The organism is Magnetospirillum sulfuroxidans (assembly GCF_018224925.1).
Lineage (GTDB): Bacteria > Pseudomonadota > Alphaproteobacteria > Rhodospirillales > Magnetospirillaceae > Magnetospirillum > Magnetospirillum sulfuroxidans.
The window spans coordinates 104598-130530 of sequence record NZ_JAGTUF010000008.1 but is presented as its reverse complement, the minus strand read 5'-3'; the positions used below and the strand labels follow the sequence as shown (position 1 = coordinate 130530).

Genomic DNA, 25933 nt, shown 5'->3' with positions numbered 1-25933 from the left:
TATGCAAACAGCAACTTCACTTGGACGCGAATTCGGCCTGAACCTGAGCATAGGCCCAGTCCAGCCACGGCAAAACGGCAACGATATCGGCGGTCTCGACCGTGGCGCCGCCCCAGATGCGCAAACCGGGCGGGGCATCGCGATACGAACCGATATCAAAGGCAACCGCTTCCTTATCAAGCAAGCTTACCATTTTCTTGGCGAAAGCGGCTTGATCCTCGGCGGATAAGCGGGTGAAACAAGCGGCCTTAAGGGTCAGGCAGACCGAGGTGCACGAACGGATCGCCGGATCGTCCGCCAGATTGACCGCCCAATCCGAGCCATCCAACCAAGATTGCACGGTGGCGCGGTTGGCCTCGCAGCGGGCCATCAGCGCCGGCAATCCACCAATGGAATCGGCCCATTTCAAGGCATCGATCTGATCTTCCACCGCCAGCATGGACGGGGTGTTGATGGTGTCGCCGCGAAAGATGCCGTCCATCAGCTTGCCGCCCGAGGTCAGGCGGAAAATCTTGGGCAACGGCCATGGCGGCGTATAGCTTTCCAGCCGCTCGACCGCGCGCGGGCTCAGCACCAGCATGCCGTGCGCGCCTTCGCCGCCCAGCACCTTTTGCCACGACCACGTCACCACATCCAGCTTATGCCAGGGCAGATCCATGGCAAAGGCGGCGCTGGTGGCGTCGCAGATGGTCAATCCCTTGCGGTCGTCGGCGATCCAATCACCATTGGGAACCCGCACCCCGGCCGTGGTGCCATTCCAGGTGAACACCACGTCGCGATCAAAATCGGCGCGGGCCAGATCGGGCAATTGGCCGTAAGGCGCGGTGAACACCCGCACATCATCAAGCTTCAATTGCTTTTGCACGTCGGCCACCCAGGTATCGCCGAAGCTGTCCCAGGTGAACATATCGACGCCGCGCCCGCCCAACAACGACCACAGGGCCATTTCCACCGCGCCGGTATCCGAGGCGGGCACGATCCCCAGGCGCCAGCCTTCCGGCAAGCCCAAGATGGCGGCGCTGCGGTCGATCACTTCTTCCAGCTTGGCCTTGCCCACCTTGGCCCGATGCGAGCGGCCAAACGGCGTATCGGTCAAGCCGTCCACCGACCAACCGGGACGCTTGGCACAGGGGCCAGAGGAGAAATTAGGATTGTTCGGCCGGACGGACGGCCGTGCGGATTGGGACATGCTTGCAAAAATCCTTGCTGGCGACAGCGCCGGAGTTTAGCAGGGCACGCCTTGCAGGCAAGACTTTACAATCCCCAGACCACCTTGGCGCCGATGGCGAAGGTCGCCCACAGCAAAAGTGTCAGTGGCAACCCTGCCTTGGCGTAATCGATGAAACGGTAATGTCCCGGCCCCATGACCAGCAGATTGGTCTGATACCCGATGGGAGTGATAAAGGAACAATTGGCGGCGATAATGACGGTAATGGCGAATAAATGGGGATCGACACCCAATTGCCGGGCCAACCCCACCGCGATGGGGGTGAACAGCACGGCGGTGGCGTTGTTGGACAACACATTGGTGATCAACGACACCAAGCCGAAGAACGCCACCACCGCCACCCAGGGACCGACGTCGCCCATGATCAGCAACAACGCCTTGGCCAGGAAGGCCGCGGCGCCGGTGGCCTCCATGGCTTGGCCCAAGGCCAAGGCGTTGCCGACCAACAGCACGATCTTGGCGTCAATGGCGCCGATGGCCTGACGCGCGGTCAAGGCGCCCAGGGCAACCAACAGAACCGCCACACCGATGGCGGCGATGGCGATGGGCAGCACGCCGGTGGCGGACAATCCCAGCATGGCCAGGAACAGCAAGCCGGCGGTCTTGGCGTGATGAACGCGAGGCAACAGGCCGGCACTGCCCGAGATCACCACCAGATCGCGATCCCGGCGCAAGGTTTCAATGTCGTTGTCGCGCCCCATCAGCAACAACACGTCGCCGGCTTGCAGGCGCAGGCCGGCAGTGGGGCCGCGCATCATCCGGGCGCGGCGCTCCAACCCCAGCACCACCAGATTGTGGTAACGGTTCAGCCCCAATTGCTCGACGGAAAAGCCGGTAAAGCGCGATGTCGGCGGCACCATGGCCTCGACCATCACCTGCTCGACCGTGGGTACCGCCGGGCGCGGAACCGGCGCCTCGTCGTCATCGTCGTCATGGATCTCGGGCACCGACAACAGGCCGGGATAGCGCGCCGCCGTCTCGGTCAAGGCCTTGCGCGAACCGGCGATCATCAGCACATCGCCCGCCGTCAGCACCACATCATCGTAAGGCGGAAAAACCGATTCGCCGTCGCGCACGATCAGATGCACGGTGATATCGGGCAGTTGCCGAAACCTCCCCGCCGCCGCCTGAGCCCCATCCAGGGCCGAACCGGCCGCGACCACGCATTGCGACACGAATTGCTTGCCGCCGCCGCCGCCGCCGCCCAAACCGCCGCTTTCCCCTTTCGGCAACAAACGGGGCATGACGAACACCACATAAATAAAACCGACCGCCGCCACCCATACGCCCATGGGGGTCTGCTGGAAGAATTCCAGCCCGGGCAGACCTTGGGAAATCAGCGCCGACGACACCAGCAGATTGGTGCTGGAACCGATCAGCGTGGTCATGCCGCCCAAGATGGCGGCAAAGGACAACGGCATCATCAGCCGCGACGACCCATGCCCCGCCCGCATGGCCAAAGCCTGGAACACCGGCAGAAACATCACCACCACCGGCGTGTCATTGATAAAGGCGCTGGTGACGCACACCACCGCCAGCGCCAAGGCGGCCAAAACCGAAGGCGACAGGCGCAGATTCCCGACCCCATCGACCAGACGGTCAAGCGTGCCGGTCCGGTTCAAGCCCTCGGCCACCACCAGCAGCGCCATCACCGTCAGCAAGGCCGGATTGCCGAAGCCGGACAGCAAGATTTCCGGCGACAGCAGATTGCGGCCGTCGGGACCTTGGACCGGCAACAGGTGGAACGCCACCATCATCACCACCAGCAAGCCGATGGAAGCGACTTCGACCGGGATCCGTTCGGACACGTACAGCCCCAAGGCCAAAATCAGCAGGCCAAGGGTAATCACCATTTGCGGCGTCATCGCCAATTCGCTCAGCACCGCCCACTCCCATCGTCGCCCTGGAACATTAGCAATAGCATCGGCACAAATTCACAACAAGTTCTATGTAGGTCGATGAATTTCACCATATAGAAAGTGTTCTTTCTGTCGTGGCCTTGGTGCTGCTAAATTCCACGGCATGAGCCCGACCAATTTCGACCCCGTCGCCACCTTGCGCGGCCAAGCCCGCCGTCCGCCGCCACCGCTGGAACAGGCCGCCTTCGACGCCGCCCATGCGGCGGTAAGCCAAGCCCTGCCCCAGGGGGTCGAGGCCATGATGGACGCCGTGACCAAGGCTTGGCAACGGGCTGACCGTATTTTCGACTCGATCCGCCAGACACCGGCTTTTGCCCTGGGCCAAGCGCCGGCGGCCTGTCGTCGCGGCTGCGGCTGGTGTTGCCATCAAAAAGTCGGCGCCGCCGCCATCGAGATCCTGGCCATGTCCCGCGCCCTGGCCACGCGCCCGGCCGAGCGCGCCTTGCTGACCGCGTGGCGGCCCGATCAGCCCTGCGCCTTCTTGCAACAAGGCGCCTGCGCCGTCTATGACATCCGGCCGCTGAAATGCCGGTCGCTGTGGCATGTGGATGTGCGCCATTGCATGACCAAATATGCCGGCCTGCCGGTGATGGCCGGGCAAACCAACCCGGCCTTTCAGCTTGAGCCGAAGATGATCTATGAAGGGGCGCTAAAGGGACTGGCCCTGCCGCTGATCAAGGCGGGCCGCGATTGTCCGGGGCTGGAATTAATGCCGGCCCTGCAAGCAATCATCGACCGACCCGACGCCGCCGGCCGCTGGTGGGACGGCGAGACAGTGTTCCCGGCGGCGGCGGTGCTTGACTGGTTCCCCAAGGTCGCGGTCAAATCTCGGCGGCGCCGTTGACATAGGGCACCACGTGGCCGGCAATGCGCACGCGCGGGCCGGCCTGTTCCACCCACAAAATGCCGCCACGGGCGGAAAGCTGGCGCGCCACCATGGCGTCTTGCCCCAATCGCTTGGCCCAAAACGGGGTCAGCACGCAATGGGCCGAGCCGGTGACCGGATCTTCGATCACCCCCTTGCGCGGGGCGAAAAAGCGCGAAACGAAATCACAATCGCCCCCCTGGTCGCGGTCGCCCGGCGCGGTGACGATCAGCGCCCTTTTATTCAGGCCGGCCACCGCCGCCATGTTGGGAACCAGACTGCGCACCGCGTCGGCGCTATCAAGCACGCATAAAAGATGGTCGCTGGTGGACAGCACCTCGCGCACCGGCTTGGCCAGAACGGCTTCGATGCCGTCGGGGAAAATGGTCGAGCGCGGCGGCATGGCCGGGAAATCCAGAACCAGCCGCTGGTCCTGGCGCTCGACCGGCAAGGCCCCGCTTTTCGAGGCGAAGACCACCTGTTCGCCTTGTTCCAAATGGTTCAGCACCACCCAGCCGGCGGCCAGGGTGGCGTGACCGCACAGGTCAACTTCGACCTTGGGGGTAAACCAGCGAATGCGCCAGCCTGCGGGTTCGCGGACAATAAAAGCGGTTTCCGACAGGTTGTTTTCCGCCGCCACCTGCTGCATCAGCCCGTCCTCGGGCCAATGGGGCAACAGCATCACCGCCGCCGGATTGCCGGCAAACCGTTTCTCGGCAAACGCATCCACCTGCCAGAACGCAGCTTTCATCACCTCTCCCCTTGCTATCCCTTGCGCGCATCCAGATCGGAATCGGCATTGGGGCCGATGACCAAGGGCGGAAAGCATGTCAGCGCCCGCACCGCCCCCCGTTGCATGGCCGCGTTCAGCATAGCGTCAATGGCCATGCTTTCCACCTTGCGGCCGTGCTGAAACAAATCGACGGTGACCGGACGCAGGGGAAAGCATTCCCGGAGCAGCTTGGCCGCCCCCGCCGGCGACACCGCATAGGCCAGCAAGCCCCAGGTCAGATAGGCCTGATAAAGAATCGGCGGCGAACATGGCGGCGCGGTCTTGGCGAAGGCGTCGAAATAGCCGGGGCTGGCATGGGCGGCATTGCCGAAGACCACATACGAAAACAGCCGATCCGGCAATTCCAGCATCAGCTCCGCATCCGTATTGCAGCCAAAAAAGATCAGATCGGCGGCGGACAAGCCGGCCAGCCCCCGGCTTAGCAACGGCTCGAAACCATGGCGGGCGCAGGCGTCATCCTCGAAGATCAGGCGCGGCGCGTCGTCGGCCACGCATTGCCGCCATTGCCGGCGGTGGGACATCGCGGTGGCGATGACGGCGTCGTCGACCGCCAGATCAGGCGAGGACAACAATTCGCCATCCTGACGATCCACGGCGGCGGCTTCGACCGCATCATGCCAATGCCACTCCACCGCATGACCGGCATTCCAGCGCAAGAAACGCTCTTTCCGGTCCTCCCGCCGACGGAGATGAATGACATGGGCGGTAAGCCGGGACCTCACCATTCGTACGCGCCGATGGCATGCAGATGATTGAGCGGGCCATGGCCTCGCCCCAGGCCGGGGGCGGTTTCAATGGCGCGGCGCACGTAAACGCGGCCACGCCCCACCGCCGCCGCCAGATCCATGCCTTGGGCGAGGCCGCAGGCAATGGCCGAGGCCAAGGTGCAGCCGGTGCCATGGGTCGAGGTGGTGGCGATGCGGCGACTGGCAAAGCGTGTCACCCCCTGGGGCTGAACCAGAACATCCACCAGATCGTCACCTTCCAGATGACCGCCCTTCAGCAACACGGCGCCACAGCCCAGGGCCAGCAGGTCGCGCGCCGCCGCCTCCATCGCCGCCACCCCGGCGATGGGGCGGCCCAGCAACACTTCGGCCTCGGGGATGTTGGGGGTGATAAGGGCGGCACGGCACACCAGCAGATCAATCATGGCCCGTGCCGCATCATCGGCCAAAAGCGACGCCCCCCCCTTGGCCACCATCACCGGATCGACCACCAGCTTCACGCCCGTGGCATGGCTGTCCAGGCTGGCGGCCACCGCCTCGATGATGGCAACACTGGCCAGCATGCCGGTTTTGACGCAATCGGCGCCGATATCATCAAGCACCAGTTCCATCTGTTGACGGACAAAGGCCGGCGGCACCGCATGGATGGCGAACACCCCTTGGGTGTTTTGCGCCGTCAGGGCGGAAATGGCGGTGGCGGCGTAGCCCCCCAAGGCGGAAACCGCCTTGATATCCGCCTGAATGCCAGCTCCCCCACCGGAATCGGAGCCGGCGACGATGAGAACGCGGCCCTTCATGGTCAGCCGGCGACGCCGCAAATGTATTTCAGCGTGCGCAGGCGCTTGAAAGCCCAGCGCAAGCGTTCACGCATTTGCTTGGGAAGACGCTTGGGGTCAATACTGGCCGAAGGGGCGATACCGGCGGCGAGATCGGCCAATTGCTGGTCCAGCATGACGCGGAAGACGATTTCGCGGATTTCCAGAAAATCACGCCAATCATCCTCGTGCATCAATTCCATGTCCTTGACGGCGGTATAACGCTCGTCGGTGCCGGTGGCCAGAACATGGGCGCGGATGGCGCGGAAGCGCGCCGCCGAAACCAGCGGCAACAGCCCGAACTTCTTGGCGTTCAGGCGACCGTTCTTGGTGATGAAGCCGCCCCACAGCGTCAGCGACACCTCCATCTTGGCCACGTGCTGGGCCAGGTATTGCATGAAGAAAGCCGATTGCGAGGCCTTGTCGATGGCCCAGCTCCGCAGTTCCTCGGCCAGTTCGCCGTCGCCCCAGACCGGCTGGAAGTCAAAAAAGATATCGCAATACATCACCGTCTGGTTTTCCAGCGAGAACACCCATTGGTGAACCTCGTCCTTCCATTCCTCCAGGCTTTTCCGCCATTTCGGCTCGCGCGCCATGACGCCGCCGTCACAAAACGGAATGCCGGCCTGATTAAGCGTCTCGTTGACGCGCTTGCCCAATTCGGCGAACCAGACGTCATCGGCGGTGGTCCCGCGATGGACGATGGCATTGTCCTGATCGAACACCAGCAAGCTTTCGCCGCGTCCACCCGATCCCAACACCAACATGGCGTAAGCGGCCGGCGCCTTGCCCCAGCCATCTTCGGCCATGGAAATTTCGGCCAGTTCGGTGGCGCGCGCGGTCAAATCGCGGATGACCAAGGCGATGACCGAGGAAATCCCCCGCGCCGACACCCCTTCGGCCAACAGCGAGCGGGCCAGGCCGGGCAACGCCGCCATGGCGGCGGCCATGTCCTCGGGACCACGGGCTTCATGGACCGAATCGCCGATGACCAGGGCATCGTTGGCCCGCACCTTCAACAAAGCGCGGCCGGTCACCATGCCGATGGGCCGACGGTCGCGATCGACCACCACCAAATGCCGCAAGCCCAAGCGGGTCATCTTGCCCAACGCCACATAGACAAAGGCGTCGCTGGGCACCGCCGCCACCGGTCGGGTCATGATCTGCCCCAAGGTGGCGTTCAACCCGGCGGCGCCATCATTGGACAAGATCCGCAGCAAGTCGCGTTCGGTCAAGATGCCCAAGGCCCGTCCAAGCGCATCGACGCCGATGATCGACGAAACCCGCGATTCGTACATGCGGTGAATGGCATCGGTCAGCGACAGGTCCTCGGGACCGGTCAGGACTGGCGTGCTCATGACCTCGTGCAGGCGATGGCGATAGGGAAAGCTGTCGATTCGAGCCAAAGCGGCGACATCATTCATTGCAAATTCATCCAAATTGCAAACAAGCGCGATCTCTATAACAACCATGTCGGGATAAAGGTCAGAGCGCGGCACCAAAGCCTACCCGAAAGTGTCGCAGGAGAAAACTGACTAACGAATAATAGTAAAATATAAAAGCATAGGCATCGTCCACCATAAGATGACAACGCAACACCTGATGTCTTATTTGAAAATGAAAGATGGATGCACTTACCGTCTGGCAAACAACGAAAATGCTAAACTAGCGCAGCTTTCCCACCCCCTGCCGCTATGCAAATAATTCAACCCTGCTACGCAAGCGCAGTTGACGGCAATGTAGTCGGATGTTAATGACGTCGGAACCTTCCCGCAAGCGTTGGGGTCATACCATGTTCGCATGGGTGCCCACAGCCAGATGCAGGGGAACAAAAAGCGGGTCGAACAACGGCCCACAAAACAACAAACCGACCCCAAACGGGGCGGTAAAATAGCGGAGGGTCAAAGTGGCACAAGCACCGAATGTGAACATTCATGCCGCTGCGCATGTGAAAATCGCCAATAATCCTAAGTTCAAGGAATTGGTCAGCAAGCGCCGTGCGTTTGCGTGGCTGTTGTCGGCCATTATGCTGAGCATCTATGCCGGCTTCATCTTGCTCATCGCCTATGGCAAGGCCTTTTTGGGCACTTCGCTGTCGGGCGGCGTCACCACCGTCGGCTTCCCCATCGGCGTGGGCGTGATCCTGTCGGCCATCGTGCTGACCGGCATCTATGTCCGCCGCGCCAATACCGAGTTCGACGAACTGAACCGCCAGATTCTCGAGGAAGCCCGCTGATGAACATCACTAAGTTCGCTCTCGCGGCCGCTCTCGCCATTGGCGGGACCTTGGCCGCAACCGCCGCTTACGCCGCAGGCGCCGATCTCGGCAATGTGGAAAAGCAAGCCACCAACTGGCACGCCGTCGTCATGTTCGCGATCTTCGTCGGCATGACCCTGGGCATCACCTATTGGGCCTCCAAGCGGAACAGACCGCCGCCGATTTCTACACTGCCGGCGGCGGCATCACCGGCTTCCAAAATGGTATGGCCATCGCTGGCGACTACATGTCGGCGGCGTCGTTCCTGGGTATTTCCGCCCTGGTTTACGGCTCGGGCTTTGACGGCCTGATCTTCTCGGTGGGTTGGCTGGTCGGCTGGCCGATCATCTTGTTCCTGATCGCCGAACGTCTGCGCAACCTGGGCAAGTTCACCTTCGCCGACGTTGCCAGCTATCGTCTGGCGCAGGGCCCGGTCCGCGTTTTCGCCGCTTCCGGCGCGCTGATCGTCGTCATCTTCTACCTGATCGGCCAGATGGTCGGCGCCGGCCAGCTGATCAAGCTGTTGTTTGGCCTCGACTACATCATCGCCGTGATTGTCGTCGGCGCGCTGATGATGGTCTATGTGACCTTCGGCGGCATGACCGCGACCACCTGGGTGCAGATCATCAAGGCCTGCCTGCTGTTGGGCGGCGCCACCTTCATCGCTTTGGGCGTGATGTCGCATTTCGGCTTCTCGTTCGAGGCCCTGTTCGCCAAGGCGGTTGAAATTCACCCGAAGAAGCTGGCCATCATGGCTCCCGGCTCGTTGGTGACCAATCCGGTCGACGCCATCTCGCTGGGTCTGACCCTGATGTTCGGCACCGCCGGCCTGCCGCATATCCTCATGCGCTTCTTCACCGTGCCGAACGCCAAGGAAGCCCGCAAGTCGGTCTTCTACGCCACCGGTTTCATCGGTTACTTCTACATCCTGACCTTCATCATCGGTTTCGGCGCCATCACCCTGGTGGCCACCGATCCGCAGTACCTGGACGTTGCCAAGGGCGGTCTGGCCCTTAAGGGCGGCGGCAACATGCCCGCCATCTGGCTGGCGCACGCCATCGGCGGCGATCTGTTCCTGGGCTTCATCTCGGCCGTGGCCTTCGCCACCATCCTGGCGGTGGTGTCGGGTCTGACCCTGGCCGGCGCCTCGGCTATCTCGCATGACCTTTATGCCAACGTGATCGCCCGTGGGCGCACCACCGAAGGCAGCGAAGTCATGGTTTCGAAGATCGCTTCCTTGGGTCTGGGCGTCATCGCCGTGATCTTGGGCATCATCTTCGAAAAGCAGAACGTGGCGTTCATCGTCGCCTTGACCTTCTCCATTGCCGCCTCCGCCACCTTCCCGGTGCTGGTGATGGCCATGTTCTCGAAGAGCTTGACCACCAAGGGCGCCGTCATCGGCGGTTACATCGGCCTCGTCGGCTCGGTGGGCTGCGTGATCTTGTCCAAGGTTGTCTGGGTGTCGAGCTTCCACTTCGCCGAACCCATCTTCCCGTTCGTGTATCCGACCTTGTTCACCATGCCGGCCGCTTTCTTCGGTTGCTGGTTGTTCTCCAAGCTGGATACCAGCGCGCAGGCTGATGCCGAGCGGGCTCAGTACGACGCCATGGCGATCCGGTCCGAAACCGGTCTGGGCGCCGAAGGTGCCGCCGCCCACTAAGGGCTGCGCCACACGCGTTCAAAAACTTGGCCGCCGGGTATCCCCGGCGGCCTTTTTCTTTTAAGCTGACGCATGACTTGCCAATTGGACCATCTGGTGGTCGCCGCCCGCACCTTGTCGGAAGGCATCAGCCACATTAGCCAACGCCTGGGAACGGCCCCGACCCTGGGCGGCCAGCATCCCCGCATGGGGACTCACAACGCCGTTTTATCGCTTGGCCCGGATTGCTATCTGGAAGTGATCAGCATTGATCCCCAGGCGCCGCCACCGCCACAGCCGCGCTGGTTCGGACTGGATCAGTTCAGCGGCGTTCCCCGGTTGGTTCATTGGGTGGTCCGCACCCAATCCATCGAGCGGCTGTGCCCCGATGATTACCGGGTGCTGAGCATGGAGCGCGCGGATTTTCGCTGGCGTTTCGCCGGCCCCGTCGATGGAATACCGCCTTTGAACGGCACCATCCCCGCCTTGATCCAATGGCAAGAGGGCGGTCATCCATGCAACCGCCTGCCCGATCATGGCTTACGGCTGAAACGTCTGACCCTGGCCCATGACGACGCCCACCGCCTGCGCACAGAACTGACCCCGTTGGGCTTGGTCGACAGCGTCGCCATCGCCAATGCCGGCCCGGCCTTGCGGGCGCAAATCCACATCGGCGGCAAGGTGGTGGATCTGATTTAGAGCGGCGCGCCCGGCGAGGGAAAATGATGAAGGCTAAACCATGATGCACATTTGAGGCATCACGGTTTAGCGGCTCAGCAGTACGGCCAGCATGACGCCGCCGAAAGCGATCCGGTACCAGGCGAAGGGGGCGAAGCCGTGACGGATGATCAGGCCGATGGCGGTGCGCACCACCAATAAGGCGGCGATGAAAGCGGCGACAAAGCCGATGGCGATCAGCCCGGCATTGTCGAACGACAGATCGGCCCAATTCTTATAAAGCGAATAAACCGTCGCCCCCAACATGGTGGGGATGGCCAGGAAGAATGAAAATTCAGCCGCCGCCTTGCGATCGACACCGACCAGCAACGCCCCCATGATGGTGGCCCCCGAACGCGACACCCCCGGCACCATGGCCAAGCACTGGAAGATCCCGACCTTCAACGACAAGGACGTCGGGAAATCCTCGACCGCATGAAAGCGCGGGTGCTTGTTGACCCGCTCCAGCACCAAGATCAGCACACCGCCGACCACCAGCGCCACCGCCACCACGATGGGGGAATCAAGCAAGGCGCGGATGTGCTTATAGGCCAGGACACCGACCACCATGGCCGGCAGAAAGCCGACCAAGATATTGCGGATGAAGGCACGGGAACGGGCATCCGTCATCGCGCCGGCCGCCGCCCCCCACAGGCGCTGCCAATAGACCACGCAGACGGCCAAGATGGCGCCAAGCTGGATGACGATCTCGAAGCTCTTGCCCGGCGGACCTTGGAATCCCAGCAAATCACCCAGCAAAATCAAATGACCGGTCGAGGAAACCGGCAGGAATTCGGTCAATCCCTCGACAATTCCCAACAGCAAGGCTTGCAGAATGGTTTCCATCTCATCCACCGGCAATGAAGGCGGGCGGATCATGCCCTCCCCCGCCCCCCGCTGGCAAGGATTGCCTTGGCCGCCTTGCTTCCGCGGGCAAAGCTGCGCTACACCGACACCATGACCAACCGCCAGACCAGCCTTTCCCTGTGGATTTTGCCGTTGGCTTTCGCCGCCTTGCTGGCCGCCCGCCCGCCGTCATGGCTTGGGGTCTATCCGCTGGTCGGTGTCGCCCTGTTCCTGCTGGGGCGGGCCTTTCACCGGATCAGCGGATCGTTGCCCGCATTTTTGGCCCAGGCCGCGCCCTTCCTGTCCCTGATCGCCCTGCAATTCCCCCTTCCCCCCCTGCCGGAGCCGCTGCTGATCGTCGCCACCGCCTTGGTGTTGGCCGTCGCCTTGGCGGCGGCGCAAGCGGACATGCCTCGGGATCGGCACGGTGTCTTAGTGGGGATCATCATCGGGTTAAGCCTGTGGGTTACACCGTCTGCCGCCGTGCTTGGCTTGCTGCCGATCCTGCTGCTTGACCGCCGCCGGCTGCTGGTGGCCGGATCAATCGCCGCCTTCATCGCCGTCCTGATGGTCAGCGCCCCGCCACTGTTCCCGGCGGAGGAAGGGCAATTTTTGTCCAGCGCCGTGCACCAATCCTATTCGCAGGCGCTGTTGCGGATTTTGTTCAGCCGAATCATCTTCACCCTGGCTTTGATCGCCACGCTGGTGGTGCTGGTGGGCTATTTCCGCATGCGGCGACGCGGGCTTTTAGCCGCCAACGCCTTGGCCCGGTTGGCGGCGGGAATGATCTTGGCCCAAATCGCCGCACTTTTTCTCGCCGCCGGGCAGGCGTATCCCCACGGCCTGACCCTTGCCCTGCTGCTGACCGGCCCCACCTTGGCGGCGTCATGGCATATCACCGCACAGGCCTCGACGCCGCACGGGCATCAGCGGGCTTGGCGTTGGCTGGCGTTGGCGCTGGTGACGGCCACCGCGCCGGCGCTGTGGCTTCAGGTCGCCGAGTTGACGCGATGACCGCTGCAACCGGGCTGAAACGTTCTCGCCCTTGCAAAATGGCCTAAACCCGATAGCCTGATCGGCAAAGTGAATTTCAAGGGGATCATGCGCATGTCGGCCAAGGCTATTACCGTCGCCCAGCAAAAGGGCGGAGCCGGCAAAAGCACCATCACCGCCCAATTGGCCGTGACCTTCGCCCTGGCCGGCAAACGGGTCGGGGTGGTCGACATTGATCCGCAAGGATCGTTGGCCATGTGGTTCGAGGTGCGCAAGATGCTGGTGGATGAAGCCGGCGGCGGCATCACCTTCTTGCAGGCCTCGGGCTGGCGTCTGGCCACCGAATTGGACCGCATGAAACGTGATCTTGACCTGATCTTGATCGACAGCCCGCCCCATGCCGAAACCGACGTCCGTATCGCCGTCCGCGCCGCCGACCTGATCTTGGTTCCCATGCAGCCGACGCCGTTGGATTTGTGGGCGACGCAACCGACGCTGGATCTGGCGAAAAAGGAAAAGAGCACGGCCATCGTCGTCTTTAATCGTACGCCGCCCAAGGGTAAGCTGGTGGACGCGGTCAAAGCCAAGATCTTGCAAGCCGAAATGCCGGTGGCGGAAACCGTTCTTGGCAACCGCGTCGCCTTCGCCGCTTCGATGATGGAAGGCAAAGGCGTGGCGGAAAGCAATCCGCGCCATACCGCAACCAAGGAAATCAAGGCCCTGGCCGCTGAAATCGGCGCCAAGCTCGGTCTTTAAAGGGAACGCTCCATGTTGTCATACGCTTTCGCCCTGGCCGTCCATGCCCTCGCCTCCCTGGCTTGGGTCGGCGGCATGTTGTTCGCACACTTCATTTTGCGCCCGGCCATGGCCGACATGGCCCTGCCTTTGCGTCTGGCCTTGTGGCGGCGGGTGCTGCCGCGCTTCTTCGCCTTGGTGTGGCTATCCATCATCGCCCTGCTGGCCACCGGCTATGGCGTATTGTTCCTGGGGTATCGCGGCGGCTTTACCGGCGGCGCCATTCATATCGACATCATGCAGATCACCGGCCTGATCATGGTCGCCAATTTCGTCTATCTGTATTTTGGCCCGTTCCAGGCATTCAAACGCCGCGTCGATACCGAAGAACACACCAAGGCCGCCGGCTCGCTCAACCGCATCCGCCACGTCGTCGTCATCAATTTGGTGCTGGGCCTGTTCACCACCGCCATTGGCGCCACCGGCACCTTGTGGGCCTATTGACATGACCCGCTTCACCGATGCCGACGTCGAGCTGATCGCCAAGGACACGGTGTTCAAGGGCTATTTCCAGATCGACCGCTATCGCCTGCGCCATCGCCGCTTTGACGGCGGCTGGACCCAGGAAATCGTGCGCGAGATTTTCGAGCGCGGCCATGCCTCGGTGGTGTTGCTGTACGATCCCGAACGCGACCGCGTCGCCATGATCGAACAATTCCGCCCCGGCGCCCTGGCGGCGGGCTGGTATCCGTGGCTGGTCGAATGCGTCGCCGGCATCATCGAAGAGGGCGAAACCCCCGAAGGCGTGGCGCGGCGCGAAAGCGCCGAGGAAGCCGGGGCCGAGCCCACCGACATGATTGAGGTCGGCAAATATCTGGTCACCGCCGGCGGTTCGTCGGAAAGCTGCGCCTTGTTCTGCGCCCGTGTCGATGCTTCGACCATCGACGGCCTGCACGGATTGGCGCATGAGGGGGAGGATATCCGCGTCTTCACCCTGCCGACGGATGAAGCCTATGAAATGACCAAGGATGGACGTATCTGCAATTCCATGGCGGTACTCGCCGTCCAGTGGCTGATGCTGGAAAAGCAGACCATCCGCGCCCGCTGGCTGGACTGAGTTCAACACCCCGCCACCATGGCGGGGTGTTTTTTGCCCACATTTCACATCAAAAATGGATTGATTAAAGCCAAATAGATCATATATCGTTTTTAGAAATGTTATTTAATTCAGGATGCAAGCAAATGGCCCAGATACGCGCAGGCTTTACCGACACCATTGGCAACACCCCGCTGATCAAGCTCAAGCGCGCTTCGGAAATCACCGGCTGCACCATCCTGGCCAAGGCCGAATTCCTTAATCCCGGTGGTTCGGTCAAGGATCGCGCCGCCCTCGCCATCATCACCGACGCCGAGGAAAAAGGCTTGCTGTCCCCCGGCGGGATCATCGTCGAGGGCACCGCCGGCAATACCGGCATCGGCCTGGCCTTGGTCGCCAATGCCCGCGGCTATCGCACCGTCATCGTCATGCCGGAAACGCAAAGCCAAGAGAAAAAGGACATGCTGCGGCTGGTCGGCGCCGATCTGCGATTGGTGCCGGCCGTGCCTTACGCCAATCCCGGCAATTACGTGCGCTATTCGGAAACCCTGGCCCAAGAACTGGCGGCGACCGAATCGGCCGGCGTGCTGTGGGCCAACCAATTCGACAATGTCGCCAACCGCCAGGGTCATTACCGCAGCACCGGCCCGGAAATCTGGGAGCAAACCGACGGCCGCGTCGATGCCTTCACCTGTGCCGTGGGCACTGGCGGCACCCTGGCGGGGATCGGCTTGGCGCTGAAAGAGCGGAACAAGGATATCCGCATCGTCCTGGCCGATCCCATGGGCTCGGCCCTGTACAATTTCTATGCCCATGGCGAATTGAAGGCCGAGGGCAGCTCGATCACCGAAGGTATCGGCCAGGGCCGCATCACCCAAAATCTGGTCGGCGCCCCCATTGACGGCCAAGTCCAAGTCAGCGACGAGGAAGCCTTGCCGGTGATCTTCGACCTGATCCGCGAAGAGGGATTGGTGGTTGGCGGATCCAGCGGCATCAACATCATGGCCGCCATCAAGGTCGCCCGCGATCTGGGTCCGGGCCATACGGTGGTGACAGTGTTGTGCGATTATGGTACGCGCTATCAAAGCAAATTATTCAACCCGGCCTTCCTGCGGGAAAAGAACCTGCCCGTTCCGGAATGGCTGGCATAACCGATGGGAAAAACGCCGCCATGAATTATGTCAATCCGGATGCCCTTGTTTCCACCCAATGGCTTGCTGACCATTTAAAGGCTCCGGATGTCCGCATCGTCGATGCCAGCTGGTATCCGCCCAGCGCCAACCGCAACGGCCGCGAGGAATACGACGCCGAACACATCCCCGGCGCCGTATTCTTCGACATCGACGACGTGGCCGACAGCGGCGCCTCACTGCCGCACATGCTGCCGGCGCCGGAAAAATTCGCCAGCAAGGTCCGCAAGATGGGCCTGGGCAACGGCAACAAGGTCGTCATCTATGACAGCACCGGGTTCGGCAGCGCCGCCGCCCGCGTGTGGTGGATGTTCCGCGTCTTCGGCCACCGCGACGTTTGCGTGCTGGATGGCGGCCTGCCCAAATGGCTGCGTGAGCAACGCGCCACCGAGGATTTGCCGCCGATCCCGCGTGACCGCCACTTCATCCCTCACGTCAACCAGACGCTGGTGCGCGATTACGACCACATGCTGGCCAATGTCGACAGCAAGCGCGAACAGATCGTCGATGCCCGCGCCACCGGACGCTTTCAAGGCGTTGATGGCGAGCCGTGGCCGGTCAAACAGGTCGGCCACATGCCCGGCGCGCTGAACGTGCCGGTGCAAAGTCTGATCGACGAACGCGAGCGGACCATGAAGCCGGCGAGCGAGTTGCAGGCCATCTTCGCCGAGGCCGGCATCGACATGTCCAAGCCGATCACCACCACCTGCGGCTCAGGCGTCACCGCCTGCGTCGTCGCCTTGGGCCTGTACCTGATGGGCCATAAGGACGTCGCCGTCTATGACGGCTCGTGGTCGGAATGGGGCAACAAGGACGGTGCCCCAGTCGAGGCCGGCTGACCCCATAATGCTGCATTCGGGCCGCATTCCTTGGGGATGCGGCCTTTTTCTTGGTGGGCTGCCTCAGACAGAAACGTCTGTCTGAGGCAGCCGGCAAAATCACGAAATCGTGTCCTACCCGACCAGATGCCGGTAAATCCGCGGCAAAGCCGCCGTCAATTGGGCCAGATGGTGGACAATGGCGTAGGAGCCGCGTCCGAACAGGCGGGGGAAATAGGCCTGGGCCTTCTTGTCAATGGTGACGCCGAATACCGCCATGCCCTTGGCCCTGGCCTCGTGGATGGCTTTTGCGGTGTCCTCGATGCCGTAACGACCTTCGTAATGATCGATGTCGTTGGGTTTGCCGTCGGTGATGACCAACAGCAAGCGATGCCGGTTGGGCCGTTTATCCAATTCGGCGGTGACATGGCGGATCGCTGTCCCGATGCGGGTGTAATAGCCCGGCTTGATGGCGCCGATGCGGCGCATGACCCGATCCCCGAATTCCTCGTCAAAATCCTTGATCGTGTCGATTTTGACCCAGCCGCGTTTGCGCGAGGTAAAGGTATGGATGGCGAAGCTGTCGTCACAGGCGGCCAGACCGTGACTGAACACCGCCAAAGCTTCCTTTTCCACGTCCAGCACCCGGCGGTTCTCGATCCAGGCATCGGTGGACAAGCTGGCATCGACCAGCACGGCGACGGCGAGGTCCCGCTCCATCGGCCGGCGCTGCATGTAAACCCGATCCGAGCCTTGACCCGAGGCGATCAAATCCGAGCGGGCGCGGACCAGCGCCTCCATGTCCAACTCGCCGCCATCGACCTGGGCCCGTAAAACCTGGGCCTTGGTCCGCAGCGCCTCGAACTGGCGTTTGACCTGACGGATCCGGCGCTTGGCCTGGGCATCGGGCCGCCAGACATCATCGCTGTCATCGGCCGCCACTCCCACATGCACCTGGCAATGATCCTTGTGGTAGCAAGCGGCGCGATGATCCCATTCCGGGTATAGATGGGTGCCGGTCAGGCGAGTGACGTCGGTGGCCTCGGGTGGCAGGTCAAGGTCGAATTTCAGCTTGGTCGCCGCCTTCTTGCCGTGGCTGGAGATGGTGATCTTATCCATCTCGTCGGCGGCTTTCTTGGCCTCTTCCTCGTCCGGGTCATCGGCGCCGCGATTGACGTTGACCATGTCGGCAAAGGCCAGAATCTTCTCGAAGCGATTAAGGATCAGCGGGTCCTTGCGGTCGGCGTTATCTTGCCGTTTGCGTTCGGCCCGACGCCGCTTGTTCTGATCATCTTGTTCCTCTTTTTTGCCGCCGGGCTGGGAATCCTCGGCATCCTCGGGCCGGGCTTCCGGCGGACGATGCAGCGCCTCGCCCCATAGCGGCACCGGCAGGAACGGCTTATAGCCGGCGGCGGCGGCAAGGGCCGGCCAGACCGGCAAAGGCTGGCCGCGCAGCATGGCGACGACCAAAGCCTCGACCTCGGCCTCGACCCCATTCAACCGGCGCAGCGGCCGCGCCGCCAGCAAGGCGGCGCACAAGGCGGCATGGCGGGGCCGCAAACCGGGGAATTGCGCCAGAACCACAGCCGAGGCCTCGGCCGCACGGCTCAGAAAAGCCAGGTCGGCGGCCAACGGGTCGGTCTCAGTCGCCGCAGCCGGCGGCAGCACGGCGAAGAACGCCGCCAGCCAGAAATACAAGGCGCGGTTCAGTTCCGGGTCCGCGAAAAATTCGATGCAATCGGGCAGCGACAGCGACACCTCGTCGCGGCTGGACACCGCCAGACGCTCGTCATCCATGCCGACACGCTGTTTCCAGCTTAGCCGGTGGGTCGAAGTCTTCAGACTGGACGAGGTGATGCTGATGCCGCCATCGCCGCCCAGACCGCGAAAGAACACCGCCAATTGACCGCGCACGTGATCAAGCGGGACGCCAGCTTCGGGATAGCGGGGCCAGGAATGCTTTTCCCCCACCAGCCGATGCCACAGGCGGCCGACTTTTTCTTCCAGTTCCAGGCCTTGCAGAACGGACATGGCCGGTTATCCGAAGACCGCCAGAACCACTTCGTCCAGCCCCTTTTTCACATCCAGATCATCGGTCAACGGCTCGATCATCGCCGCTTGCACCGCTTCGCGCAGGCCGAGGCCGGCCTTGATCAAGGTGGCGCAATAGACCAGCAGACGGGTGGAAACCCCTTCTTCCAGATCGTGGCCCTTCATCGCCCGCAAGCGCCCGGCCAGACGCACCAATTGGCCCACCCGGTCGGCATCCAGGCCGGTTTCCTCGACCACCACCGCGCATTCCACCTCCGCCGGCGGAAAGTCGAACTCGATGGCGACAAAACGTTGCCGGGTCGATGGCTTTAACTGCTTCAACACATTCTGGTAGCCGGGGTTATAGGACACCACCAGCATGAAATCATCGGGGGCTTCCAGCAATTCACCGGTGCGGTCAAGCGGCAACAATCGGCGGTCATCGGTCAGCGGATGCAGCACCACGGTGACGTCCTTGCGCGCTTCCACCACTTCGTCCAGATAGCAGATGCCGCCATGACGCACGGCATTGGTCAGCGGTCCATCGGTCCACACCGTGTCGCCGCCCTTCAGCAGATAACGCCCGGTCAAATCGGCGGCGGTCAGGTCGTCATGGCACGATACCGTATGCAGGCTCTTTTGCAGTTTCGCCGCCATATGAGCAACGAAACGGGTCTTGCCGCAGCCGGTCGGCCCCTTCAACAACAAGGGCAACTTGTGGCGGAAAGCCAGCTCGAACACGGTGCATTCATTGCCCACCGGCAGATAAAACGGGATATCCATCACCGCAACTCCAAAAAAACAGGGGTGGCCGACGATGCGGCGGCCACCCCCTTTGACGAGGCTAAAAGCTTACTCGGCGGCTTGATAGCCGGCGGCCTGCTTGGCCTTGCCCGGAACCACCAGCGACCAGACGATCAGCAGCACACCCAGCAGAGTGAACAGACCGGCGCCAAGACGGAACTGGTAGAACAACTGCAACTGGTCCTGAACATCCATGAAGCTCATGCCCATGACGCGTTGCAGATGGGTTTGCACCACACCGGCGAAGGTCAGGGCAAAGGTCATGAACGACACCGCGCCCGAAGTGATCCAAAAGCCCCACATATTGAGCAATTGGTTATAGGGCTCACGCTTCAGGATCAACGGCATGGCATAGGTGAACATGGCGATGTTCAGCATGACATAGGCGCCGTAGAAGGCCAGATGACCATGGGCGGCGGTAACCTGGGTGCCGTGGGTGTAATAGTTGATGGGAGCAAGCGTGTGCAAGAAACCCCACACACCGGCGCCGAAGAAGGCGAAAGCCGAACAGCCCAAGGCCCACAGCAGCGCCGCCTTGTTGGGATGGCTGCGCCCCCCTTTCCACACCATGTAGAAGGTGAACACCACCATGGCGAAGAACGGCAGGACTTCCAGGGTCGAGAAGACGGAACCGATCCACTGCCAATAGGCCGGGGTGCCGATCCAGTAATAATGGTGCCCCGTGCCCAAGATCCCCGAGAACAAGGCCATGGCGACGATGACGTACAGCCACTTTTCGACGATTTCACGATCGACGCCGGTCAGCTTGATCATCAGGAAGGCCAGCACCGAGGCCATGACCAATTCCCACACGCCTTCCACCCACAGATGCACGACCCACCACCAGAACATCTTGTCGAGAACCAGATTATTCGGGTTATAGAGCGAGAACAGGAAGAAGATGGCGATGCCCCACAACCCCAACAACAAGATGTTGGTGATGGCGGTCTTGCGGCCCTTCAACACCGTCATGGTGACGTTGTACAAGAACATCAAGGCGACGACGACAATGGCCAGCTTGATCCACAGGGGCTGTTCCAAAAATTCACGGCCTTCGTGAATCTTGAACAGATAACCGACCACGGCGGCGGCGGCCCCGAACAGGAACAGCCAGAATTGGATCACCGCCAGCTTAGGGCTGTGCAGCTCGGTTTCCGCCTCTTCTGGAATAAGGTAATAGGCGCAACCGAAAAATCCCATCAACAGCCAAACGATCAAGGCGTTGGTGTGGATCATGCGCAAGATGTTGAAGGGAACCAGATCGGCCAGGAAATTGGGCGCGACCACCACAGTGCCGAGTAAGGTGCCGAACAGCACCTGGGCGACGAACAAGGCCAAGGCGCCGGCGAAATAATACAGCGCCACCTTTTGCGATTGATATTTCATGATGTCACCTCCCGGTTAGCCGCTGACCTTGGGCGGCCAGTTCTGGGTGTCGACTTCGCTGGTCCACTTGAAGAAGTCGGCCAGGCTGTCCAACTCGCTTTCGCTCAGGTTGAATTGCGGCATCTGCCGGCGGCCTTCGACGCCGGACGGTTGGCTTTTCATCCATGCCTTAAGCGTTTCGCGGGCGCCATCGGGATCTTCCCGACCGCCAAAGCGAATCCAGACATTGCCCAGTTCCGGGGCGAAATAAGCGCCTTCACCCATAATGGTGTGGCAATTGACGCAGGAATGTTTTTCCCACACATGCTTGCCAGCCGCCACCCCTGGGGTGATCGGATTGGCTGCGGCGATGGCGTTGGCCTTGGTGACGCTATGCACGGTCAAGGCAACGAACACCGCGAAGAAAAAGGCCGTCCCGCCATAGAAAATATTGCGGGCAGCGGCTTTCGTCAGTGTCTCGGACATGGTCGCTCCTAAGGGTCTCGAGGGTTTTCACACAACCCATCGCGGAACTCCCCCCGCCGATGGTCGCACCCTGAACTCACACGCGGGGCGCACACCCCACGTCGGGACCAACCTATGAGACCGACAAGGCGGCAGCTTTAACATTGGTCAAGCTGGTGGTGAAAGAACGGGACAAACGCCGGCGATCCGGGAAGAATGTCGGCATGACCAAGCCTGCGAAAATCAGAATCGGCGACGACGACAGCGTGATCCCGCTGATGCTTGGACCAATAGGGTTCGGCATTCCTCGCTGGCTGCCCTTGGCTCTGCTTTATCTGGCGGTGGTCCTGGGCCTGGGAGCCATGGCCGAGACCATCGGCTGGCAACCGGCATGCGATGCCGCCAATATCGGCCCCGGAGTGATCGGCGGGATTGATCTGCTGCGCCGCCTGCGCACCACCCATTACCGTTGGGTCAATCCGGCTGGCGGCATCACCATCACCCCCGCCTCGCTGGTCGATCGCCTGACCTTTCGCGAATGCGGCTGGTATTTTCCCGTGCTGGCGGCGCCCCTGCCGCTTTGGCTGGTCGGCGGGCTGATCTGCGTCATCGCCTTGAGTTAGGAAAAATCAAGGATGCGCTGTCAGCTGGGATCGCGCACCCGTCGCGTCAAGGCCCAATTGCCCAGACGGCGGTCGCATTCATGGGAATGTTCCAACATCCAGCGCGCCACCACTTCGGACACCACCACGCGATCGATATCGGCACAGACATTGGCGGCGCGCATATGGCGCAATTGCTCGATGATGCGCCAATGATCCCGCCGATGATGATCTTCATGCGGATAGCCGGCTTCGACCATGAGCTGTTCCTGCAGGGCGAAATTCCGCCCCATGTATTTCAGCAAGGCGGTAAGACGCGTGCATTCGGTGCGGTCGCAACGGCCATGCTGGCGGCGACATTCCACCAGCGGCTCGAACAACCGCCCCATGACATAGCACAAGCCCTCGGTGCCGCGATCGATCTCGCGTACTCCCGTGCTCAATGACGTATGTCCGGCGATGGGCATCGGACGCTCCCCGCGAAACCGTATTATTTATGATTGAACTGACGGTACGGCAGTGGGCGGTGCAACAGCAACGGTTTAATACACAGCATTTGTGCTGTTTTTTACCCATATTCCGGGTTGACAGGGGCGCCGCCCGCGCTTTATTTTGCGAATGATTTTCATTTGCATAATGAGAGGCCGTCATGAGCCATTCCCGCGTCACTGCCTTTACCTTCACCGGCTCCAGCCGTCCCATGGGGCCGGGTGATTTTATTTGGCTGGCGGCGTTGGGCAGCGCCAGCCGTGGCGCCACGACGGCGGCGGCAATCTGCGCCTGCATCGACACCATCGCCGCCGGACAATGGTCGCCGTCGGCGCAACTGGTCTGCGATTGCCTGGATGAAATGGCGCGGGCGCGACATCTCAGCTTTTGCCATGACGGCAATTACAACCTGTTCACCATCACCCCCCAGGGGAGCGGCATTCTGGCCATGATGCTGGCCTTGCCGATCGAGCGGCCGACCACCCCGCTGGGGCAGGTGGGGACCCGGCTGAAACTGGCCTTCCTCGATCTTGCCGCCGCCGACGAACGCCGCCTGCATCTGACCGATCTGATCGCCGCCCACCAAGAGGAATTGGACCGCCGGCCCGATTCGTGCGCCGATTGTCACGCCCCCGGCTGCTTTGGCCGCATGTGGAGCACCCATCACACCGAGACCCTGCGCCGAGACCTTGAATTGTTGCAACGGATGCGTGAGATGAACGATACCCGCGATTCTACCCGAGGAGATGGTTGTTCCGCTCATGGATTGCGCCTAAACTGCATCTCAAATTAAGGTTATTTGGAGAATAAGACGTGCTGCGCATCGACGAAGCGACGCTAAGAAGCGTCGAAATCCGCCCCACCCGCCAGCGCCTTACCATCGGCCGACTGATCGAGGATGGCGGCAGCCGCCACCTGACCCCCGATAGCCTGCACCAGGAAGCGCTTTCCCAGGGCATGCGCTTGTCGCTGGCCACCGTCTACAACACCTTGAACGAATTCGCCGCCGCCGGTCTGGTCAAGCGGGTTCCCATGGGCGAGCGCAGCTGGTTTTGCACCAACACCGCCGAACACCACCATTTCTACCACGAAGCCACCGGCCGCATCGAAGACATCCCGGGGTGCCAGCCCCAGGTTCTCGGCTTGCCGGATGCGCCCGAAGGGATGGAAGTCGCCGGAATCGACGTTATCGTCCGGTTGCGCCGCGCCTCCTGACGCTGTCTTGTCCGATCAGGCGCAAGTGATCCGCTTGAGGTGTTCGACGTAGTGGACGAGGGTGGCGCCTGATCGGCGCCGGGCGGCTGTCACAGTAGCTTCTCCCTCGCCTCTTTTTTTCTGCTGGATTCATAAGTCGTGAAATTCTGCGGGTATCGGGTCGCCTCGCGCAGGGGGCTTGCGACTTTTGCCCAATCCACCCTCGCTGGATTGCGACTGCATCCGCATCCGTTGCCACAGCCCACCAATCCCCCGTGACGGGTCGGCAAAAGCTTGCGACAAAGGCCATATTTCCCGTGTCAGTGAGGAAATCCCCCCCCTCAGCTTCAAAGACAGCGGCCTCGCCTTCGACCGCGCCAACACGGTCGCCCAGTCCATGGGCCTATCCATGGAGGAAAATACCTGCTGGCCCGCATCGCCGAGGGGCACAAGCTGCTGCGCAATTGCCATCTCCCCCCAATGACAGCGATCTGGAAGAGCCGACATGCCAGCGTTGGGGAATTCCAATCCACGATCGGTGATCGACGCCGTCGACATGACCGGCTTGACTCTCGCTGCCATGTCCTCACCCGCCATCGACCAGCTTCACCGCCGGATCGCCCGCCTGTGCCAATGCTTACGCTTGCGGATGAACTGATAGACATCTCCCTTGCCGCCATAAATACATGCAACGACGAACTGAAGCAGCGCAAGGGCGCTGCTTGACCGATTGTTCACATGATATTTGTTTTTTCATTGAAGCGGTGATCTCAGTGCCGCAATTCAGTGGATGCCATAACAAACTCCCGGCATCAATTTTGGATGCCGCTATGTCCGCATTCGGGCACCACGATTAGATCCGAGAACGCCCCCTTTGGGCGCAAAGCGGACAACTGAACTACCTTCAGCGGAGCGGCCGGCAATAAGCCGGAACACCATTCCCGCGCCCATCTCCTTATTCCTGGCATTCCGGGCTGGGGTCGGGGCGTTTGTCGCGCATGGTCACCAGTTCTTCCGCCGCCGTCGGGTGGATGCCGATGGTGGCGTCGATTTGGGCCTTGGTGGCGCCGCATTTCAGCGCCACGGCGAAGCCTTGGACCATTTCGGCGGCGTCGGGGCCAAGCACGTGGATGCCCAGGACCTTGTCGGTGGCGCGATCGACGATCATCTTCATCAGCGAACGTTCGTCGCGGCCGGACAGGGTGTTCTTCATCGGCTTGAAGCGCGACACATAGACGTCGATGGCGCAGCCCAGCTTGGCGCGGGCCTGTTCCTCGGTCAGGCCGACGGTGGAGATGGTCGGCATGGAGAAGACGGCGGTGGGGACGTTGTCGTAATCGACCGTGCGCGGGGCGCCGAGATAGAGGCTGCTGACCAGGGCCATGGCCTCGGCGATGGCCACCGGGGTCAGGTTCATGCGGTCGGTGACGTCGCCGATGGCATAGATGGATGGCGCCGAGCTGCGCGAATATTCGTCCACCACCACGGCGCCGTTGGCGTCCAGCCGCACCCCGGCTTCCACCAGCCCCAGACCGGCGGTATTGGGGGCGCGGCCGGTAGCGTACATGACCAGATCGACACGCAACGATTCGTCGCCCGACAGCCGCAGATCGTAACCGCCGGCGACCTTTTCAATGGACAGAACCCGAGTATCGCAACGCAGATCGACGCCCTTGGCGACCAAAGCCTCGTCCAAGGCGGCGCGGATATCTTGATCGAAGCCACGCAAGGTCGCCTCGCCGCGCAGGATTTGCGTCACCGCCACCCCCAGCGCATTGAAGATGCCGGCGAATTCCACCGCGATATAGCCGCCGCCGACGATGGCGATGGATTTGGGCAATTGCAGCAGGTCCAACGCCTCGTTCGAGGTGATGGCATGTTCGATGCCGGGGATATTGGGCAAGGATGGCCGGCCGCCGGTGGCGATCAGGATGTGTTCGGCCGAATAAGGTTTCCCGCCGGCGGCGATGGTATGGGCATCAATGACGGTGCCGCGCCCTTCCAGCACGGTGACGCCGGAATCGCGCAAAAGGCGGTGATAGACGCCTTCCAACCGGTTCAATTCGGCGTTCTTGGCGCTGACCAGACGGCCCCAATCGAACGAAACATCGCCGATATCCCAGCCAAAGCCGGCGGCGTCCTCGATTTCCTCGGCCATATGAGCGCCCATGACCAGCAGCTTTTTCGGCACGCAACCGCGCATGACGCAGGTGCCGCCGACCCGGCTTTCCTCGGCCACCGCCACCCTTTTGCCCAACCGCGCGGCCATGCGCGAAGCGCGCACGCCGCCGGAACCGGCGCCGATGGTGACAAGGTCGAAATCAAAACCGGACATGGGAACACTCCT

General features: G+C 61.9%; 26 protein-coding genes and 1 pseudogene. 14 read left to right on the top strand and 13 right to left on the bottom strand.

What is annotated here, in order from left to right; all coding sequences use genetic code 11:
- Positions 1-16: 16 nt before the first annotated feature.
- On the bottom strand, positions 17-1189 hold the full coding sequence (locus tag KEC16_RS10620; protein ID WP_211548636.1) for a phosphoserine transaminase: 1173 nt from the start codon (positions 1187-1189) through the stop codon (positions 17-19).
- A 65-nt stretch (positions 1190-1254) separates the two neighbouring features.
- Positions 1255-3111: an SLC13 family permease gene (locus KEC16_RS10615; protein WP_346344065.1), complete on the bottom strand. Its 1857-nt coding sequence runs from the start codon at positions 3109-3111 to the stop codon at positions 1255-1257.
- A gap of 139 nt (positions 3112-3250) precedes the next feature.
- Here KEC16_RS10615 and KEC16_RS10610 point away from each other — a divergent pair, with 139 nt between their 5' ends.
- Positions 3251-3991 (top strand): YkgJ family cysteine cluster protein, encoded by a 741-nt coding sequence (locus tag KEC16_RS10610; RefSeq protein ID WP_211548634.1) that lies wholly within the window; start codon positions 3251-3253, stop codon positions 3989-3991.
- Here KEC16_RS10610 and KEC16_RS10605 read toward each other — a convergent pair.
- The 4 genes from KEC16_RS10605 to KEC16_RS10590 are packed head-to-tail and all read right to left on the bottom strand — an operon-like array spanning position 3969 to position 7769.
- Positions 3969-4763: a PhzF family phenazine biosynthesis protein gene (locus KEC16_RS10605; RefSeq protein ID WP_211548632.1), complete on the bottom strand. Its 795-nt coding sequence runs from the start codon at positions 4761-4763 to the stop codon at positions 3969-3971. The two genes, KEC16_RS10610 and KEC16_RS10605, sit on opposite strands and share 23 nt — an antisense overlap.
- A 14-nt stretch (positions 4764-4777) precedes the next feature.
- Positions 4778-5530, bottom strand: a complete 753-nt coding sequence (locus KEC16_RS10600; RefSeq protein ID WP_211548630.1) for a glycosyltransferase family 25 protein — start codon at positions 5528-5530, stop codon at positions 4778-4780.
- Entirely contained in the window at positions 5524-6327 is an 804-nt protein-coding gene (gene thiD, locus KEC16_RS10595) for a bifunctional hydroxymethylpyrimidine kinase/phosphomethylpyrimidine kinase (protein ID WP_211548676.1), read from the bottom strand. The genes KEC16_RS10600 and thiD overlap by 7 nt, the downstream gene beginning before the upstream one ends.
- A 2-nt stretch (positions 6328-6329) precedes the next feature.
- Positions 6330-7769: a DUF294 nucleotidyltransferase-like domain-containing protein gene (locus tag KEC16_RS10590; protein ID WP_211548628.1), complete on the bottom strand. Its 1440-nt coding sequence runs from the start codon at positions 7767-7769 to the stop codon at positions 6330-6332.
- Between the two features lie 482 nt (positions 7770-8251).
- Here KEC16_RS10590 and KEC16_RS10585 point away from each other — a divergent pair, with 482 nt between their 5' ends.
- From KEC16_RS10585 to KEC16_RS10575, 3 genes and pseudogenes are all read left to right on the top strand, one after another.
- Positions 8252-8581 carry a DUF485 domain-containing protein gene (locus tag KEC16_RS10585; RefSeq protein ID WP_211548626.1) on the top strand — a complete coding sequence of 110 codons (330 nt, stop codon included), beginning with the start codon at positions 8252-8254 and terminating at the stop codon, positions 8579-8581.
- A pseudogene (locus KEC16_RS10580) lies at positions 8581-10262 on the top strand (cation acetate symporter). The gene KEC16_RS10585 and the pseudogene KEC16_RS10580 overlap by 1 nt, the downstream one beginning before the upstream one ends.
- A gap of 72 nt (positions 10263-10334) precedes the next feature.
- On the top strand, positions 10335-10940 hold the full coding sequence (locus KEC16_RS10575; protein ID WP_211548624.1) for a VOC family protein: 606 nt from the start codon (positions 10335-10337) through the stop codon (positions 10938-10940).
- A gap of 66 nt (positions 10941-11006) precedes the next feature.
- Here the strand turns inward: KEC16_RS10575 and KEC16_RS10570 are convergent, their stop codons facing one another.
- A complete protein-coding gene (locus tag KEC16_RS10570) occupies positions 11007-11837 on the bottom strand; it encodes an undecaprenyl-diphosphate phosphatase (RefSeq protein ID WP_249209067.1) in 831 nt (276 codons plus the stop codon).
- 33 nt (positions 11838-11870) lie between these two features.
- Between KEC16_RS10570 and KEC16_RS10565 the strand changes: the two genes are divergently transcribed.
- The 6 genes from KEC16_RS10565 to sseA all read left to right on the top strand — a co-directional run bounded on the left by KEC16_RS10565 (position 11871) and on the right by sseA (position 16657).
- Positions 11871-12818, top strand: a complete 948-nt coding sequence (locus KEC16_RS10565; protein WP_211548623.1) for a hypothetical protein — start codon at positions 11871-11873, stop codon at positions 12816-12818.
- A 93-nt stretch (positions 12819-12911) separates the two neighbouring features.
- Positions 12912-13553, top strand: coding sequence for a ParA family partition ATPase (gene parA, locus KEC16_RS10560; protein ID WP_211548621.1), 642 nt, complete (start codon positions 12912-12914; stop codon positions 13551-13553).
- A 12-nt stretch (positions 13554-13565) separates the two neighbouring features.
- Positions 13566-14036 (top strand): CopD family protein, encoded by a 471-nt coding sequence (locus KEC16_RS10555; RefSeq protein ID WP_211548619.1) that lies wholly within the window; start codon positions 13566-13568, stop codon positions 14034-14036.
- Between the two features lies 1 nt (position 14037).
- On the top strand, positions 14038-14649 hold the full coding sequence (locus KEC16_RS10550) for an NUDIX domain-containing protein (protein WP_211548617.1): 612 nt from the start codon (positions 14038-14040) through the stop codon (positions 14647-14649).
- A 125-nt stretch (positions 14650-14774) separates the two neighbouring features.
- A complete protein-coding gene (locus tag KEC16_RS10545) occupies positions 14775-15779 on the top strand; it encodes a cysteine synthase A (protein ID WP_211548615.1) in 1005 nt (334 codons plus the stop codon).
- 20 nt (positions 15780-15799) lie between these two features.
- Positions 15800-16657, top strand: a complete 858-nt coding sequence (gene sseA / locus KEC16_RS10540) for a 3-mercaptopyruvate sulfurtransferase (RefSeq protein ID WP_211548613.1) — start codon at positions 15800-15802, stop codon at positions 16655-16657.
- A 114-nt stretch (positions 16658-16771) separates the two neighbouring features.
- Here sseA and KEC16_RS10535 read toward each other — a convergent pair whose 3' ends face one another.
- From KEC16_RS10535 to KEC16_RS10520, 4 genes are all read right to left on the bottom strand, one after another.
- Positions 16772-18667, bottom strand: a complete 1896-nt coding sequence (locus KEC16_RS10535; RefSeq protein ID WP_211548611.1) for a nitric oxide reductase activation protein NorD — start codon at positions 18665-18667, stop codon at positions 16772-16774.
- A gap of 6 nt (positions 18668-18673) precedes the next feature.
- Entirely contained in the window at positions 18674-19450 is a 777-nt protein-coding gene (locus KEC16_RS10530) for a CbbQ/NirQ/NorQ/GpvN family protein (RefSeq protein ID WP_211548609.1), read from the bottom strand.
- A gap of 69 nt (positions 19451-19519) precedes the next feature.
- Entirely contained in the window at positions 19520-20857 is a 1338-nt protein-coding gene (locus KEC16_RS10525) for a cbb3-type cytochrome c oxidase subunit I (protein ID WP_211548608.1), read from the bottom strand.
- A 15-nt stretch (positions 20858-20872) separates the two neighbouring features.
- Positions 20873-21322, bottom strand: coding sequence for a c-type cytochrome (locus tag KEC16_RS10520; protein WP_211548606.1), 450 nt, complete (start codon positions 21320-21322; stop codon positions 20873-20875).
- A gap of 203 nt (positions 21323-21525) precedes the next feature.
- Here KEC16_RS10520 and KEC16_RS10515 point away from each other — a divergent pair, with 203 nt between their 5' ends.
- Positions 21526-21924 carry a hypothetical protein gene (locus KEC16_RS10515; RefSeq protein WP_211548604.1) on the top strand — a complete coding sequence of 133 codons (399 nt, stop codon included), beginning with the start codon at positions 21526-21528 and terminating at the stop codon, positions 21922-21924.
- Between the two features lie 20 nt (positions 21925-21944).
- Here the strand turns inward: KEC16_RS10515 and KEC16_RS10510 are convergent, their stop codons facing one another.
- Positions 21945-22370, bottom strand: a complete 426-nt coding sequence (locus KEC16_RS10510) for a bacteriohemerythrin (protein ID WP_211548602.1) — start codon at positions 22368-22370, stop codon at positions 21945-21947.
- Between the two features lie 182 nt (positions 22371-22552).
- Here KEC16_RS10510 and KEC16_RS10505 point away from each other — a divergent pair, with 182 nt between their 5' ends.
- From KEC16_RS10505 to KEC16_RS10495, 3 genes are all read left to right on the top strand, one after another.
- Positions 22553-23185, top strand: a complete 633-nt coding sequence (locus KEC16_RS10505; RefSeq protein ID WP_211548600.1) for a hypothetical protein — start codon at positions 22553-22555, stop codon at positions 23183-23185.
- A 20-nt stretch (positions 23186-23205) separates the two neighbouring features.
- On the top strand, positions 23206-23607 hold the full coding sequence (irrA, locus tag KEC16_RS10500; RefSeq protein WP_211548598.1) for an iron response transcriptional regulator IrrA: 402 nt from the start codon (positions 23206-23208) through the stop codon (positions 23605-23607).
- 484 nt (positions 23608-24091) lie between these two features.
- Entirely contained in the window at positions 24092-24244 is a 153-nt protein-coding gene (locus tag KEC16_RS10495) for a hypothetical protein (RefSeq protein ID WP_211548596.1), read from the top strand.
- A 297-nt stretch (positions 24245-24541) separates the two neighbouring features.
- On the opposite strand, the gene gor is transcribed toward KEC16_RS10495, so the two are convergent.
- Complete coding sequence (gene gor, locus KEC16_RS10490; protein WP_211548594.1) at positions 24542-25921, bottom strand: glutathione-disulfide reductase; 1380 nt, start codon at positions 25919-25921, stop codon at positions 24542-24544.
- Between the last annotated feature and the right edge of the window lie 12 nt (positions 25922-25933).